We start from the raw sequence: 15,390 nt of genomic DNA on the forward strand, positions 1-15,390 counted from the left end.
AGCTCATGAAGTTCGACAGGCCAGAAACCACCAATCCCATCGACAATCTGAAGGTGATCGGCCGCCCGACGCACCGGATCGACGGCGAGCTCAAGACGACGGGTCGCGCCAACTATGCCTATGAGCATTGGGATCTCGGTCTCAAGATCGCCTATGGCTATCCGGTGGCTGCCGGCATTGCCAAGGGGCGCATCATCGAGATCGACAGCGAGAGCGCCCGGCAGGCACCCGGCGTTCTTGCGGTGGTCACCACACTTGACGTTGGAAACCGCGAGAAGGGCGAACACAATACGGCGACCCTCTTTGGCGGAGATGTCGTGCAGCATTATCATCAGGCAATCGCCCTTGTCGTTGCCGAGACATTCGAACAGGCGCGGGCGGCGGCTTCGCTGATCGATGTGTCCTACGAGCGCGAGGACGGCTCCTTCGACCTGTCCAAGGCCATGAAAACGGCAGAAAAGCCTTCGGAAGATGAGAAGCCCGACACGGCCTTCGGCGACTTCGATGATGCCTATGCTCGGGCGTCTGTGACGCTCGATGCCGATTACAGCACGCCAGACCAGTCGCATGCGGCGATGGAGCCGCATGCCTCAATGGCATTCTGGGACGGCGATGAACTGAAGATCTGGACCTCGAGCCAGATGATCGACTGGTGGCGGACGGATCTTGCGACCTTCCTTGGCATGGACAAGGAGAAGATCCGGCTGATGTCGCCCTTCATCGGCGGTGGATTCGGCGGCAAGCTGTTCCTCAGGGCGGATGCGGTGCTTGCCGCGCTGGGTGCCAAGGCTGCTCGATGCGCGGTCAAGGTGACCTTGCCGAGGCCGGTGATCATGAACAATACCACCCATCGGCCGGCGACGATCCAGCGTGTCCGGATCGGTGCCGATACAGATGGCAAGATCGAAGCGATCGCACATGAGAGCTGGTCCGGCAACTTGCCGGAGGGAAGCCTCGAAACGGCGGTCAACCAGACGCGCCTTCTCTACGCGGGCGCCAACCGCATGACCGCCATGCGCCTGGCCTCGCTCGACCTGCCCGAGGGCAATGCGATGCGCGCGCCGGGCGAGGCGCCGGGCCTTATGGCGCTCGAAATTGCCATGGACGAGATGGCCGAAAAGCTTGGTATCGATCCTGTCGACTTCAGGATCATCAACGACACGCAGGTCGATCCGGAGAACCCGGATCGACCCTTCTCGAAACGCGACCTGATCGGTTGTCTACGGCTCGGTGCGGAACGCTTCGGATGGAGCGATCGAGGCCAGCCGGGAGCCCGGCGTGACGGCAACTGGCTTGTCGGAACCGGTGTGGCCGCTGCCTATCGCGACAACTTGCTCGTTGAGTCCGGTGCCCGTGTCCGTCTCGAAAGCAATGGTCGGATTACTGTCGAGACTGACATGACCGATATCGGCACGGGCAGTTACACCATCATCGCGCAGACCGCTGCCGAAATGCTGGGGGTAACGTTGGAGGACGTCGACGTCCGGCTCGGCGATTCCAGCTTTCCGGTATCCGCCGGCTCCGGCGGTCAGTTCGGCGCCAATTGTTCGACAGCTGGCGTCTATGCCGCCTGCGTCAAGCTGCGCGAGGCCGTTATCCAGAAACTCGGTCTCAATGCTCAGGACGTTCGATTCGATGGCGGTCAGGTCCGCTCGGGCAATCATGCGATCCCGCTGTCGGATGCCGTCCGTGCTGATGCTCTGATCGGCGAGGACACGATCGAATGGGGTGATCTCTCCAAGACCCATCAGCAATCGACCTTCGGCGCGCATTTCGTCGAAGTGGGTGTGGATGTCGTCACCGGAGAATGCCGCGTTCGCCGTATGTTGGCCGTGTGTGCCGCCGGTCGCATTCTTAACCCGATCACTGCCCGGAGCCAGGTGATCGGTGCGATGACCATGGGCATTGGGGCTGCGCTTTCGGAAGAACTTTTCGTCGATACGAAGAAGGGCTTTTTCGTCAACCACGACCTCGCCGGATATGAAGTGCCGGTGCATGCTGATATCCCGAGCCAAGACGTGATCTTCCTGGACGAAACGGATCCGATGTCTTCACCGATGAAGGCCAAGGGTGTCGGCGAACTGGGCCTGTGTGGCGTGTCGGCTGCGATTGCCAATGCCATCTACAACGCCACGGGTGCTCGCGTCCGCGACTACCCGGTTACGCTGGACAAGCTGATCGAACATCTGCCGGACGATTTCTGATCTCGGATCTCTAAAGGGTGGGCGCGGCATCAATGTCGGGCACGTCTTCACGGGCGTGTCTATTGTGGCGCCGTTGACCAGGTCGGAAGGCTTGGTGAATGGCGTTGCTGCACGATGACGTTGCGTCCATCACTTCCGATTGCCGCCTCCTTAGCCCCCATTTTCCCAACCAGAAACACTGTCATCACGCCTCCGTGAGAAAATGTCGTTTTATGGCCTCGTCCGGCCAGCTTAAGGCTTGCCGGAAATGCGGCTCTGAAAGGGGCGCGGCCAAAACCCAGTGCGGTGAGATTTCGCGCGAGGCGTTTCATATTGCCATCGCCAGATCGCTCCCGCAGACAAGGACCAACAAGTCGATGAGATTTATCAACGTGATGCCGGCAGTCCGGATCCTGAAACGCCTATGCGCGGCAGCGGGCCTCGCATTGCTGCTGACCGCCTGCTCGCAAACCTCGGGTGTGCAGCGCCAGCCGGCTGCGCCGCCGGTCGACCCCGCGCTGCAGGCGATGTATGCCGAGGTGCAGGATGGTGGACAGATCATTCCGGCGGTCGATGTATCGAAGATGGATCCCCGGAATGTCCGCCAGGTCGTCAATTATCGGACATCCTATCTGCCTGGCACGATCGTGGTCGATCCGCATGCTCGCTTCCTCTATCTCGTCATGGAGGGCGACAAGGCGATGCGCTACGGCATCGGTGTCGCCAAGGCCGGTCTGGAATTCCAGGGCGTAGGCGATATCAATCGCAAGGCTCGCTGGCCGGGGTGGGTGCCGACGCAGAACATGATTGCTCGCGAGCCTGATCGTTACGGTCCGCTCGCGCAGGGTCTGCCGGGTGGTATCGACAATCCGCTCGGTGCGCGCGCCCTCTATCTCTACCAGAACGGACGGGACACGCTCTACCGGATTCATGGGACCAATGAGGCGTGGTCGATCGGTCAATCCGTCTCGTCGGGATGTATTCGCCTGCTCAACCAGGACATCATCGATCTCCACGCTCGTGTTCCGGTCGGATCGCAGATGGTGGTCCTGCCTCTCGAAGAATCCGGTAGAGGCGAGTTCTGATCAGCTAAAACCTTCTCCGTCTTATGGCGTGGTCTGTGACAGACGGAGCGTTGCGACAAGACGGAGTTTGGCGGTAGCATCGCAGCCATAGAACCGGCGTGCTTCATAACGGTACGCCGGCAGACGGCGATGCCGACGTTGCGGGACCGCTTTGTCGGGAATGACTTCGAGAGGGCCAAGTGCATGATCGAAAGACCAGAACTTTTCCTGCGCCAGCTGTTCGACCGTGCCGTCGAGGTGGCGGACCCGATGCGGACGCTCAAGGATTTCCTGCCTGAAAAGCCAAAGGGTCGGGTGATCGTCGTCGGTGCGGGCAAGGCGAGTGCGCGGATGGCGGAAGCGGTCGAGGCGGCATGGGGTCCCTGCGAAGGTATCGTCATCACGCGCTATGGTTATGGCCGGCCATGTCGCGGTATCGAGATCGTCGAGGCGGCCCATCCGGTTCCCGACGAGGCGGGCCTGAAAGCGACGGCGCGTCTGCTGGCTCTCGTTGAAAGTGCCGGCGAAGGCGATTTCGTGCTGGCGCTGATCTCGGGGGGAGCCTCGGCGCTGCTGGTCCAGCCGGTGCCGGGCGTCTCGCTTGCAGAGAAGCAGGCGGTCAATCAAGCGCTGCTCGCGTCAGGCGCGCCGATCGACCGGATGAATACGGTCCGAAAACATCTCAGCCGGGTGAAGGGTGGACAACTGGCCGCCGCAGCCTGGCCGGCTGAGCTCCTCGCCTTGATGATCTCGGATGTGCCGGGAGACGATCCGGCCTTTATCGGCTCCGGTCCGACGGTTGGCGATCCGTCGAGCCCGGACGACGCTCTGGCCGTGATCGATCAATGGAAGATCGCGCTTCCTGGTGGGGTTCGCGAGGCATTGGCACGGGGCTCCGGGGTCGTCAGACCCGGCGACCCGCGCCTCGCCCGCGTGCGCAACGTCATCTACGCTGCACCCCGGCAATCGCTGGAGGCCGCTGCGGAGCTGGCCCGAGAGGCCGGTTGCGACGCGCGCGTTCTCGGTGATGACCTGGAAGGCGAGGCGAGGGTTGTCGCTGAGACCCAGGCGAGAGAGGCGCTTGCCGTGCAGCACTCCCTGCGCGCCGAGGATCCGCCGATCCTTCTCCTCTCCGGCGGCGAGTTGACGGTTACCCGACGCGGCGATGGCATCGGCGGACCCAATGCCGAATTCTGCCTCGCGCTTGCAGTGGCTCTGGATGGCGCTGAAGGTATCCATGCGCTTTCTTGCGACACGGATGGCGTCGATGGTGCAGCCGAAGTCGCCGGCGCCGTCATCGGTCCCGAACTTCTGAAGAAGGCTGCCGAACTGCGTTGCGACCCAGAGGTCGCTCTGCAACGAAACGACGCTCATTCGTTCTTCGCAGCGTTGGACGCGCAGGTTGTCGCCGGCCCCACCCTGACCAACGTCAACGATTTCCGCGCGATCCTCGTGCAGCCGCGTCCGACCCCATCAAGGCATTAGCCGAAATTTCCGTTCACTGACGAAACCCGACACGTGATGGGGGGGCTGGTGCTCGCTGCATTGGTGTGCCTGCGAGAAATCCTGTGGTTGATATCTATCATGATAAATTATTGCATTCGAGTTATCTATGTGAATTAATGGCGCGCATACAGGATGCCAAATCGAAAGGATTTCCCCATGAAGAGGCTGTTCCGGAGCGCATTTGCTGCTGCCGCCTTGAGTGCCGCCATGATCGCCGCCCAGCCAGCGAGCGCGCAGACCCCGCCCAATGTTCTTGTCGTCGGGCAGATCGCCGAACCCAAGTCTCTCGATCCGCATACGGTCACCGCCACCAATGATTTCCGCATTCTGGTGAACGTCTACGATGGTCTTGTGCGCTTCAAGGACGGCACGCTGGAGATCGAGCCGGCACTTGCCGAGAGCTGGGATATTTCTGAGGACGGCAAGACCTATACGTTCAAGCTGCGTCAGGGCGTGAAGTTTCACGACGGTTCGGACTTCACCGCCGAGGCCGTCAAGTTCAACTTCGACCGGATGCTGAAAGAGGACCACCCATTCTACAATACCGGCCCTTTTCCCCTGTCGTTTAACTTCGCCTCTGTCGAGGCCGTCAACGTGATTGACGGCCAGACTGTCGAGTTCAAGCTGAGCGAGGCTTTTGCGCCCTTCCTGTCCAATCTCGCTTATCCCACGGGGCTGATCGTTTCCCCGGCTGCCGTGGAGCAGCATGGCGCCGACTATGGCCGGAACCCGTCGGGCACCGGACCCTTCAAGTTTGCCGAATGGCTGTCCAACCAACGTGTGGTCGTCGAGCGCAACCCGGACTACTGGGGTGAGGCTGCGGCCCTCGAAGCCGTCGTCTTTCGACCAGTGACGGATGCAAACACGCGTGTGGCCGAAATGCTTTCCGGAGGCATCGACGTAATGGTCGAGGTGCCGCCGGACAATCTCACCACATTTCAGCAGGATGCCGCGTTTTCCGTTGCCGAGCAGGCAGGACCGCATGTCTGGTTCGGCATCCTGAACACGAAGAGTGGTCCGTTCGCCGACAAGCGCGTTCGTCAGGCCGCCAACTACGCCGTCAACAAGGAAACGCTGGTCAACGATGTGCTTCAAGGCACGGCAACCGTGGCCGCTGGTCCGATCCCGCCTGCCTTCAACTGGGTGGAAAGCTCGGTCGAGCCCTATGCCTACGATCCAGAGAAGGCCAAGGCCTTGCTGGCCGAGGCAGGTGTCGAGGCGCCGGAACTGACATTCTATGTCACTGAAGGCGGTTCGGGTATGCTCGATCCGGTGACGATGGGCGCGGCCATCCAGGCCGATCTGCAGGCCGTCGGCTTCAATGTGAAGATCGAGACCTATGAGTGGAATACCTTCCTCGGCCGCGTCAACCAGGGTCTCGACGGTCAGGCTGATATGGCCGAAATGGCCTGGATGACGAATGATCCCGACACCGTGCCCTATCTCACGCTGCGCAGCGATGCGATGCCGGACAAAGGTGGCTTCAACTCGGGCTATTATTCCAACCCTGAGGTCGACGCGTTGCTGGAGAAGGCACGCACATCGACCGATCAGGCTGAACGCGGCAAGCTTTACGCCCAGGTCCAGGAGATCGTGCATGACGATGCCCCCTGGCTATTTGTCGCCAACTGGAAGCAGAACGCGGTCACGACGGCCAATGTCCAGGGCTTCAAGCTGCAGCCCTCGTTCCTTCTCAACCTGCACGGTGTGACGAAGCAGTAATCCTCCTGCGGCTGACGCCGGCGGGTAATCCGCTCGCCGACGTCAGCCTTGGACGCTCCTGGAGGTTGCCATGCCGGCCTATATTCTCAAACGTCTGATCGCGGTCGTGCCCGTGCTGTTCGGCCTGTCGATCATCGTCTTTCTGGTGATGGCCCTCATTCCCGGGGATACGGCGACCGCCATTCTCGGCGCCTATGCAACGCCTGAAAACGTTGAGCGGATCAATCGTGACCTCGGTCTCGACCAGCCTCTTATTCAGCAATACGTGGTCTGGATCGGCAATGTGCTGCAGGGTGATTTCGGTCGCTCTTATGCCCTGAACCGACCCGTTCTGGACGAGGTCCTCGAGCGTTTCGGCGCCACCCTCATCCTTGCCGGCGTCTCTCTCGTCCTGTGTACGGTCATCGGCCTTCTCGCCGGTGTTGTCTCCGCTGTCCGGCAATTCGGATGGGCGGACCGTGCGATCACCTTCTTCGTGCTGGCCGGGATATCCATGCCCTCCTTCTGGCTGGGGCTCCTTCTCATCTACCTCTTCGCGGTCAAGTGGCGCATGCTTCCGGCCTCGGGCATGTATGCCGTCTATGGGGGAGGGGACCTTAAGGACCTTCTGCTCCATCTGGTGCTGCCCGCCGTCACGCTGTCGGTCGTCGCGGCAGGCGTGGTCGCGCGTCTCACGCGGGGCGCCATGCTCGAAGTGCTTCGGCAGGACTTTGTCCGCACAGCCCGCGCCAAGGGACTTTCGGAACGGCGGGTCATTTATGGTCACGCGTTTCGGTCGGCATTGGTCAGCATCATTCCGGTGATCGGCATCCAGTCCGGCTTCGTGCTCGGTGGCGCCGTCTATATCGAGACCGTGTTCCAGTGGCCGGGCGTCGGCGCCATGCTGGTACAGGCCATCTCCAGCCGTGACATCCTGCTGGTCCAGGGTGGTGTGCTCGTCGTTGCCGCGAGCTACGTGCTCTTCAACCTCGTCGCCGATGTTCTCCAATCCATGCTCGACCCGAGGATCCGCACGTGAGTACTGTTTCTGCTGTTGCCCAGCCCAAGGTCGCGTCGGGGCGGATCACGTCCTGGCGGCTGCTTCTCAACAACCGTCTCGCGGCAGCAGGTCTCCTGCTGATCGGGTTGATCGCTCTTTTGATCCTGCTCGTGCCGATCTTGCCTCTGCCCGATCCCGATGCCACCGCGCCCGCAGATCGGCTGAAGCCGGTTCTGACGGCCGGACACCTTCTCGGTACGGATCAGCTTGGCCGCGATATCCTGAGCCGGCTTTTGTGGGGCGCGCGTCTGTCCGTTACGGTTGGCTTCACGGCGACGCTGATCGCCGCGCTGATCGGGTCGGTCATCGGCATCGTCGCCGGCTATGTCGGGGGACGTACGGACAATGCCATCATGCGTGGCATCGACATGCTGATGGCCTTTCCCTACATCCTGCTGGCGCTGGCGATCGTTGCCGCTCTCGGGCCAGGCCTGATGAATGCGCTCTATGCCATCGCCATCGTCAACATCCCCTTCTTTGCACGCAATGTGCGCGGCGTGACGCTTGGATACGCCCATCGCGAATTCGTCGATGCTGCGCGCCTCTCCGGCAAGGGGCACCTGTCCGTCATGTTCACAGAGGTCTTGCCGAATGTGGCGCCGGTCATCGTCATCACGATGTCGACGACAGCCGGCTGGATGATCCTGGAAACGGCGGGCCTCAGCTTCCTCGGCCTCGGCGCCCAGCCGCCTCAAGCCGATCTCGGGTCGATGCTGGGTGAGGGACGGGCGCAACTCTTCACCGCTCCGCATGTTTCGATCGTGCCGGGCGTCATGATCTTTCTCATCGTCATCAGCCTCAATGTGCTGGGTGACGGCATTCGCGACGTTCTCGATCCGCGCCTGCGCTCCGGGGCGCTGGCGCGCCCGGGGCCTGTCACGGAAATTGCGACCGATCGAAGCGTTCCGGAGAACTCAGCCCAGGACTCTGCTCATTCCATCGAAGGTCTGGAGACCGGTTTCCGCAGCGGAGACAACATCATTCCGGCCGTGCGTGGGGTTTCCCTGCATGTGAAGCGCGGCGAATGCCTCGGGCTGATCGGTGAAAGCGGGTCAGGGAAGAGCGTTACGGCACTATCTGTGATGGGGCTCGTTGCTTCCCCACCGGGCATCATCCAGAACGGCGCCATCTATGTGGGCAATGAAGACGTGCTGGCGATGCCGCAGACACGACTGATCTCCCTGCGAGGCAGCCGCGTCGCCTATGTGTTTCAGGATCCCCTGACCACCCTGCACCCCATGTATCCCGTCGGACGGCAAGTCGAGGAAGCGATCGCCGCGCATCAGTCGCTCGGTGCACGTGAGCGACGTGAACGGGCGATCGCGCTGCTCGAAAAGGTTGGCATACCGGAGGCCCGGGAAAGGGCGAAACACTATCCGCATCAGCTCTCGGGCGGTCAGCGCCAGCGTATCGGCATTGCCATGGCGCTTGCTAACGATCCTGATGTGATCATTGCCGACGAACCGACAACCGCTCTCGACGTGACCGTGCAGGCCCGCATCCTGGAGCTCCTGCGTGATCTGCAGCGTGAGCGCGGGATGGCGCTTCTCTTCATCACCCATGATTTCGGCGTCGTATCGGAGATCTGTGACCGCGTCGCGGTGATGAAGGACGGTCAGATCGTCGAGACCGGTGAAACGCGCGCGGTTCTCGCCAACCCGCAGCATGACTACACGAAGCGGCTGATCGCCTGTGTGCCCGAACTCGGGACCGGGGCGCAATTCCTGGAGCGTGTCGCCCGGCTCTTCCCTAAGCAGAACGCGGAGGTGTCATGACGAAGTCTGCGATCCAGATCCGAGATCTTACCAAGTCCTTCGGTGGCGGGCGCAGCCTGTTCGGCAAGGAACGGCACGAGGTCAAGGCCGTGAAATCCGTGTCGCTGGATCTGATGCGCGGTGAAACGCTTGCCGTGGTCGGGGAAAGCGGATCGGGAAAGAGCACGCTTGCCCGCATGCTGGTCGGGCTCGAGACGCCTACCTCCGGCAGTATGCTGATCGGGGGCAAGGATGCGGAGGCGCTTCGGCGGGAAGGGCCGCGCGCCTTTGGCAAGACGATCCAGTATGTCTTTCAGGACCCTGTTGCCTCGCTGAACCCGCGCAAGACAATCAGCAGCATCCTCGAGACCCCGCTCAAGCTGCTGTGTGGATACGAGGCGCCCAAGCGGCGCGAACGGATGAAGGAACTGCTGGACGCGGTCCAGATGCCGGAGAACACGCTCTCGCGCTATCCGCACGAATTCTCCGGCGGTCAGGCGCAACGGATTGCGATCGCCCGGGCACTCGCCGCAGAAGCGGAGATCCTGGTGTTCGACGAGCCGGTGAGCGCGCTTGACGTCGGGGTTCAGGCGCAGGTCCTATTGCTTCTCAGCGATCTCAAAGCGCGGTTTGACTTGTCCTATCTGTTCATCAGTCATGACCTTGCTGTCGTCGAGGCGATCTGTGACCGCGTCGCTGTCATGTATTTCGGTGAGATTGTCGAGCTGGCACCCGCTGCAAGGCTTTTTGCCGATCCTGAACACGCCTATACAAGGCGGCTCGTGGCCAGTGCGCCCCGCATCAGGAGAGAATGACGCGCGATGACCGATACTGAGGAGAGGGAGAAAACAGGTAGCGAAGACGGCAAGCGCCTGTTCACCCCGGCGGGAAAGCCGAAGCGCCGACCTGATGCCATCGCTGATCTGATGAAGGACTTCATCCGTTCGCAGGGTCTCCAGCCCGGCGATCGCCTGCCGCAGGAACGCGAGTTGATGGACCGCTTCAAGGCCGCCAAGGGGACGGTGCGCGAGGCGATGAAGGCGCTGGAAACCCAGGGCCTGATCTTTACGCGCAGCGGCCCCGGCGGCGGTGCCTTCGTCGCCGCGCCTTCCGCCCGGCACGCCATGGAGCTCTTGTCCACGCACTTCTTCTTCAACACGCCGACCCTCTCCGACATCTATGCAATCCGCAAGGCGCTGGAGCCTGAGGTTGCCGTTTCGCTTGCGGGACGGATTTCGGGCCAGCAACTGGCGCTGCTCGAACGGACGATCCGCCTCTACGATCACCCTCCGGTCGATCCGGACGATCAATACCGTCAACGCGTTGCCGAACTCGATTTCCACTCGCAGCTGGCTCAGTTCTGTCCCAACCCGCTTCTCGGGTTTCTCTGCGGCCTGATGCACAATCTGTTGCGTGATCTGCCTCTGGCCCGGCAGATCTATGCCGACCCTGCGCCCAGCTCGCGAGAGGAGGGGCTTTCCTACCAGTACCGGCTCATGGCGGCCATGAAGGATGGACGGACAGAGGATGCGCGCTCGATCGCGGCCGAACATATGGCATTCGCCGAGGCCTATATGCTCGCGCGGGCACAGACGATCGGATGATCGAGGCGGCACAATCGAGTGTCGGTTCGAGATCTGCATCGCCTTGTCTGCCGATATCGGATAGTGGCGGGGCAGGCGAGGAGATCAGGCTATGGTTTGTGCGTGTCACATGCAAAGTGCAGTGAGTCTCTTCGCCTTCGATATTTTTGCGAGCCGGTGGAGCCAGATCGCGTGTCGCGCGTTTATTCCCGCGGTCAGTCGGGGGCTTTTCGAAATAACATGATGCAATTCTTCTCGGGCTACGAGGCTCAGATCGCTCTGGGTCTGGTGATCTTGCTGTTTGGCCTGTTCGTTTGGGAGAAATATCCCGCTGAGGTGACCGCATCCGCGGGGGCTGCAGTCTTCATCGTGCTCGGATTCGTGCCGACCGACAAGGCGATGGCAGTGTTTTCCAATTCCGCGCCGCTGACGATTGGCGCGATGTTCGTTCTCACCGGTGCCCTGGTGCGCACGGGGGTCCTCGAACGCGTGGCAGCCGTGGTTCTCGAGAGGTCGAAGAAGCGGCCGCAACTGGCGCTTGCCGTGTTCCTGCTGACGGCGCTTGTCGCGTCGGCCTTCATGAACAACACGCCGGTGGTGCTTGTCCTGATACCGATCGTGATCCGGCTCGCCGCCTCGCTCGACATCGCCGCGACACGGCTTCTCATTCCGGTGTCCTACGCCGCCATTCTGGGCGGAACCTTGACGCTGATCGGGACGTCGACAAACCTGCTCGTTGATGGCGTCGCGCGCGGGCAGGGCCTTGAGCCCTTTTCGCTTTTCGAGATCACACCGATTGGTCTTGCGGCAGCAATCACCGGCGTGCTCACCATGCTCGTGCTCGGAAAGTTTCTTTTGCCGGATCGCCGCGAGGAAGGTGGCGAGCTGGATGACCAGGAGGACGCCGAATTTCTCTCTGAGATCACCGTGCTCGCGGATGGTCCCTTCACTGAAAAGGCCATCGGCGACATTGCGGAATTCAAGCAGCCGGGGCTGCGCATCGTCGGTTTGCACGTCAATGGCGAGGTGATCCGCAAGGATATCGAGACCATGACCCTGAAGAAGGGCGACGGGCTTATCATTCTCGCAAGATCGGCCGATCTCTTGACCCTGAACGACAAGGAAGGGTTGCGTGTCGGCCAGAGACGCGGAGCCGCCCCCAAGGGCGACGTCATCGTGGTCGAGGCGGTCGTTGCGCCCGGGCGCTACGGCTATCGGACGCGTCTTTCCAGCCTGACTCTCGGGCGCCGCTTTGGCGTGCGCATCATCGGTGCCCATCGACATCGGCATGTGCCGGGTCCTGACCTCGACAATGTCCGTCTTCGGCCGGCAGACAAGCTGCTCATCGAGGGGACCGCCGAGGCGCTGGACGAACTCTCGCAGCAGAATGAGCTGATATCCGTCACCCGTTCGTCCGCCCGTGCCTTCAGGCCGACCAAGGCGCCTTTGGCGTTGCTTGCTCTCGGTCTCGTGGTGGTGCTTGCCGCATTCAATGTCATGGACATCGGTATTCTGGCGATGATCGCCGTGCCGGCTATCCTGATCTTGCGCTGTATCGACGCCGATGAAGCCTGGGGCTCGATCGAAGGTGGTATTCTGATTCTGATCTTTGCGATGCTGATTGTGGGGCAAGGATTGCAGGAAACCGGAGCTGTTGCACTCGTTGTTGAGACGGCAATGCCTCTGATGTCGACCGTCTCTCCCTTTGTGCTGGTCCTCCTGGTCTACACGCTGTCGTCGACGCTCACCGAATGCGTGACCAACAACGCGGTGGCGGTCATCCTGACGCCAATCGTCATCGGTCTCGGTCAGCAATTGGGTATTGATCCTAGGGCCCTTGTGGTGGCGGTCATGTTTGGTGCAAGTGCAAGCTTCGCCACGCCCATCGGCTATCAGACAAACACGCTGGTCTATGGTGCCGGGAATTACCGCTTCAGCGATTTCGTCAAGATCGGCTTGCCGATGAACATCATCGTGGGCTTGGCGTCCTGTTACGCTATCTATCTTTATTATGGTCTTTGAGGAGTAGACGCATGGATATCATCACCGGATTTTTCGGACTGGTCGAGGATCTCACATGGGGATGGGCTTTGATCCCGATGCTCGTTGTCTTCGGCGTGTTCATCACGGTGATGACCGGGTTCGTGCAGATTAGGTTCTTCAAGCGCATGTTCCGCGTGCTTTTTGCGAAGAACCAGACCGGCGATCCGAATGCGATCAGCGCACGCGAGGCTCTGCTCGTGTCGGTCGGTGGACGCGTCGGTGGCGGTAACATTGCAGGTGTTGCGGTCGCGATCACGCTCGGAGGGCCGGGTGCCGTCTTCTGGATGTGGGCGATTGCAATCATCGGCATGGCGACGAGCTTGGTCGAATCGACGCTTGCCCAGCTTTACAAGCGTTCCAACGGCGACGGCACCTATCAGGGCGGGCCTGCCGGCTACATCATCTATGGGCTCGGTGCGAAGCACAAATGGCTGGCCGTGGTCTATGCCGTCTGCCTGATGCTGGCATTCGCTTTTGGTTTCAACGCCTTCCAGGGCAATACCTTTGCCGGTGCCGTCTATGACAGCCTCGGCGTCGAGCGTGTCTGGAGCGGCATCGGTCTTGCGATCATCACCGGCTTCATCGTCTATGGCGGCATCCGCCGTATCGCGAAGGTCGCGGACGTGATCATTCCGATCATGGCCTTCATCTATATCGGCCTGACACTGCTGGTGATCCTGTCCAATATCACGGAGATTCCGGGCGTCATCTGGTCGATCATTGCCAATGCCTTTGGCCTGGAAGAGGTTGTCGGCGGCGGCTTCGGCGCTGCCCTGGCGCAAGGACTTCGCCGCGGACTGTTCTCAAACGAGGCGGGCCTCGGCTCCACCCCGAACGTGGCGGCGACGGCCGATGTCCGCCACCCGATCAGCCAAGGCATCACTCAGTCCTTCTCGGTGTTCATCGACACCATCGTGATCTGCACCTGCACGGCCTTCATCATCCTGCTCAGCCCCGTCTATCAGCCGGGCGTGGAAGGCATCGACGGCATCGTGCTCACCCAGCAATCGCTGGTCAGCCAGGTCGGCGAGTGGTCGCAGTATTTCCTGACTTTCGCCATCCTGCTCTTCGCCTTCAGTTCGATCATTTACAACTACTATCTCGGTGAGACGGCCCTGAAGGTCATGACCTCACGGCCGGGCGCCTTGCATGTGTTGCGGTTTGCCATCGTCATCGTCGTCTTCTTAGGCGCAACGGCTCCGGGCGCAACGGCGGTCTTCTTCTTCTCCGATCCGCTGATGGGCGTGCTCGCGGTGGTCAACCTCACCGTCATCCTGATGCTCTTCCCCGTCGCCTTGCGGATCCTCGACGATTTCCGCGCGCAGCTGAAGGCCGGTGTGGAGCGGCCGGTCTTTGAACCGACGGCGTTTCCCGATCTCGATCTTGATCACTCCGCCTGGCCGCATGCGCAAAGCGTGGCAGGGCCGAACGGGGGCGCTCTCGCCAAGGCTTGAGCGTGTTTGTGGGGCGGCGCTAAAGCGGCCCAAGTAAACATCTCGAAGCGATTGATGACATTGTCGGCTGATTGATGCCGCCTCGGTTTTCCGGGGCGGCATTTTTGTGCTCGCCTCGCTAGGGGAGCGTCCCCATCATTTCCGTTGACACGCTATGGGCACGCTACTAGCCTGTGTGGAAACGTTACCACATCGGGAGGAGATAACCATGAAACAGGCGCGGTTGAACCGCCTTTTCGGCACGTCTGGAAACTGCTTCGACGTGGCCATCGATCATGGCATGTTCAATGAACGCACGTTTCTCGCCGGTATCGAGAACATGCGCAAAGCCATCGAGGTCATCGCTGCGGCAGGCCCTGATGCGATCCAACTGCCGCCGGGTACGGCGCCCATGCTGCAGTCGATCCCGGGCAAGGCTCGCCCCGCCCTCGTGCTGCGTACCGATATTGCCAACATCTATGGCAACCCGCTGCCGAGTGCGCTGTTCTCCGAGGTGATCGATCGTCCGGTCGAGCAGGCAATCGCGCTTGATGCCGCCTGTGTCGTGGTCAATCTGCTGATGCTGCCCAACCAGCCCGAGGTCTATCGGGCCTGCGTGCGCAACGTGAACAGCCTCAAACGCGAATGCGAGATCTACGGCATGCCGCTGATGGTGGAGCCGCTGGTCATGCAGGACAATTCCAAGGGCGCCTATATGGTTGATGGCGCAATCGACAAGATCCTGCCGCTGGTCCGCCAGGCCGCCGAACTCGGCGCCGACATCATCAAGGCCGACCCCTGCGACGACGTTGCGGAATATCATCGGGTGATCGAGATCGCTCAAGGGTTGCCGGTGCTCGTGCGCGGCGGGGGCAGGGTCTCCGATGAGGAAATTCTATCGCGTACCAAAGTACTGATGGAACAGGGAGCCCGCGGCATCGTCTACGGCCGCAATGTCATCCAGCATGCCAATCCGGGCGGCATGACGCGGGCGCTGATGGCGATCGTGCATGACGGCGTAACGGCGGAGGAAGCGTCGCGCCATCTCGCCTGAGATTGCGTG

At 61.3% G+C, this 15,390-nt stretch carries 11 protein-coding genes; all 11 read left to right on the forward strand.

What is annotated here, in order from left to right; all coding sequences use genetic code 11:
• Positions 1-5 precede the first annotated feature (5 nt).
• The 11 genes from paoC (at position 6) to BW978_RS20645 (ending at position 15,381) form a co-directional block, all read left to right on the forward strand.
• Positions 6-2,204 (forward strand): aldehyde oxidoreductase molybdenum-binding subunit PaoC, encoded by a 2,199-nt coding sequence (paoC, locus tag BW978_RS20595; RefSeq protein ID WP_076397714.1) that lies wholly within the window; start codon positions 6-8, stop codon positions 2,202-2,204.
• A gap of 356 nt (positions 2,205-2,560) precedes the next feature.
• A complete protein-coding gene (locus tag BW978_RS20600) occupies positions 2,561-3,268 on the forward strand; it encodes a L,D-transpeptidase (protein WP_083697665.1) in 708 nt (235 codons plus the stop codon).
• Positions 3,269-3,451: 183 nt separating this feature from the next.
• Positions 3,452-4,732: a glycerate kinase type-2 family protein gene (locus BW978_RS20605; RefSeq protein ID WP_076397830.1), complete on the forward strand. Its 1,281-nt coding sequence runs from the start codon at positions 3,452-3,454 to the stop codon at positions 4,730-4,732.
• Positions 4,733-4,909: 177 nt separating this feature from the next.
• Entirely contained in the window at positions 4,910-6,475 is a 1,566-nt protein-coding gene (locus tag BW978_RS20610; RefSeq protein WP_076397715.1) for an ABC transporter substrate-binding protein, read from the forward strand.
• A gap of 70 nt (positions 6,476-6,545) precedes the next feature.
• Positions 6,546-7,493: an ABC transporter permease gene (locus tag BW978_RS20615; protein WP_076397716.1), complete on the forward strand. Its 948-nt coding sequence runs from the start codon at positions 6,546-6,548 to the stop codon at positions 7,491-7,493.
• Positions 7,490-9,289 (forward strand): dipeptide/oligopeptide/nickel ABC transporter permease/ATP-binding protein, encoded by a 1,800-nt coding sequence (locus BW978_RS20620; RefSeq protein ID WP_076397717.1) that lies wholly within the window; start codon positions 7,490-7,492, stop codon positions 9,287-9,289. Before BW978_RS20615 ends, BW978_RS20620 begins: the two co-directional genes overlap by 4 nt.
• On the forward strand, positions 9,286-10,083 hold the full coding sequence (locus BW978_RS20625; RefSeq protein ID WP_076397718.1) for an ATP-binding cassette domain-containing protein: 798 nt from the start codon (positions 9,286-9,288) through the stop codon (positions 10,081-10,083). Before BW978_RS20620 ends, BW978_RS20625 begins: the two co-directional genes overlap by 4 nt.
• Positions 10,084-10,089: 6 nt before the next feature.
• Entirely contained in the window at positions 10,090-10,872 is a 783-nt protein-coding gene (locus tag BW978_RS20630) for a FadR/GntR family transcriptional regulator (protein WP_076397719.1), read from the forward strand.
• A gap of 219 nt (positions 10,873-11,091) precedes the next feature.
• Positions 11,092-12,873: an SLC13 family permease gene (locus BW978_RS20635; protein ID WP_076397720.1), complete on the forward strand. Its 1,782-nt coding sequence runs from the start codon at positions 11,092-11,094 to the stop codon at positions 12,871-12,873.
• Between the two features lie 11 nt (positions 12,874-12,884).
• Positions 12,885-14,348, forward strand: a complete 1,464-nt coding sequence (locus tag BW978_RS20640; RefSeq protein ID WP_076397721.1) for an alanine/glycine:cation symporter family protein — start codon at positions 12,885-12,887, stop codon at positions 14,346-14,348.
• Positions 14,349-14,556: 208 nt separating this feature from the next.
• Complete coding sequence (locus tag BW978_RS20645) at positions 14,557-15,381, forward strand: class I fructose-bisphosphate aldolase (protein ID WP_076397722.1); 825 nt, start codon at positions 14,557-14,559, stop codon at positions 15,379-15,381.
• The last annotated feature ends 9 nt before the right edge of the window (positions 15,382-15,390 follow it).

It is taken from the genome of Rhizobium sp. RU33A (assembly GCF_900156055.1).
Classification (GTDB): Bacteria; Pseudomonadota; Alphaproteobacteria; order Rhizobiales; family Rhizobiaceae; genus Allorhizobium.

Coding starts and splice junctions, on each gene's coding strand:
- paoC (WP_076397714.1), top strand. CDS start 6: ATGAAGTTCGACAGGCCAGAAACCACCAATCCCATCGACAATCTGAAG.
- BW978_RS20600 (WP_083697665.1), top strand. CDS start 2,561: ATGAGATTTATCAACGTGATGCCGGCAGTCCGGATCCTGAAACGCCTA.
- BW978_RS20605 (WP_076397830.1), top strand. CDS start 3,452: ATGATCGAAAGACCAGAACTTTTCCTGCGCCAGCTGTTCGACCGTGCC.
- BW978_RS20610 (WP_076397715.1), top strand. CDS start 4,910: ATGAAGAGGCTGTTCCGGAGCGCATTTGCTGCTGCCGCCTTGAGTGCC.
- BW978_RS20615 (WP_076397716.1), top strand. CDS start 6,546: ATGCCGGCCTATATTCTCAAACGTCTGATCGCGGTCGTGCCCGTGCTG.
- BW978_RS20625 (WP_076397718.1), top strand. CDS start 9,286: ATGACGAAGTCTGCGATCCAGATCCGAGATCTTACCAAGTCCTTCGGT.
- BW978_RS20630 (WP_076397719.1), top strand. CDS start 10,090: ATGACCGATACTGAGGAGAGGGAGAAAACAGGTAGCGAAGACGGCAAG.
- BW978_RS20635 (WP_076397720.1), top strand. CDS start 11,092: ATGATGCAATTCTTCTCGGGCTACGAGGCTCAGATCGCTCTGGGTCTG.
- BW978_RS20640 (WP_076397721.1), top strand. CDS start 12,885: ATGGATATCATCACCGGATTTTTCGGACTGGTCGAGGATCTCACATGG.
- BW978_RS20645 (WP_076397722.1), top strand. CDS start 14,557: ATGAAACAGGCGCGGTTGAACCGCCTTTTCGGCACGTCTGGAAACTGC.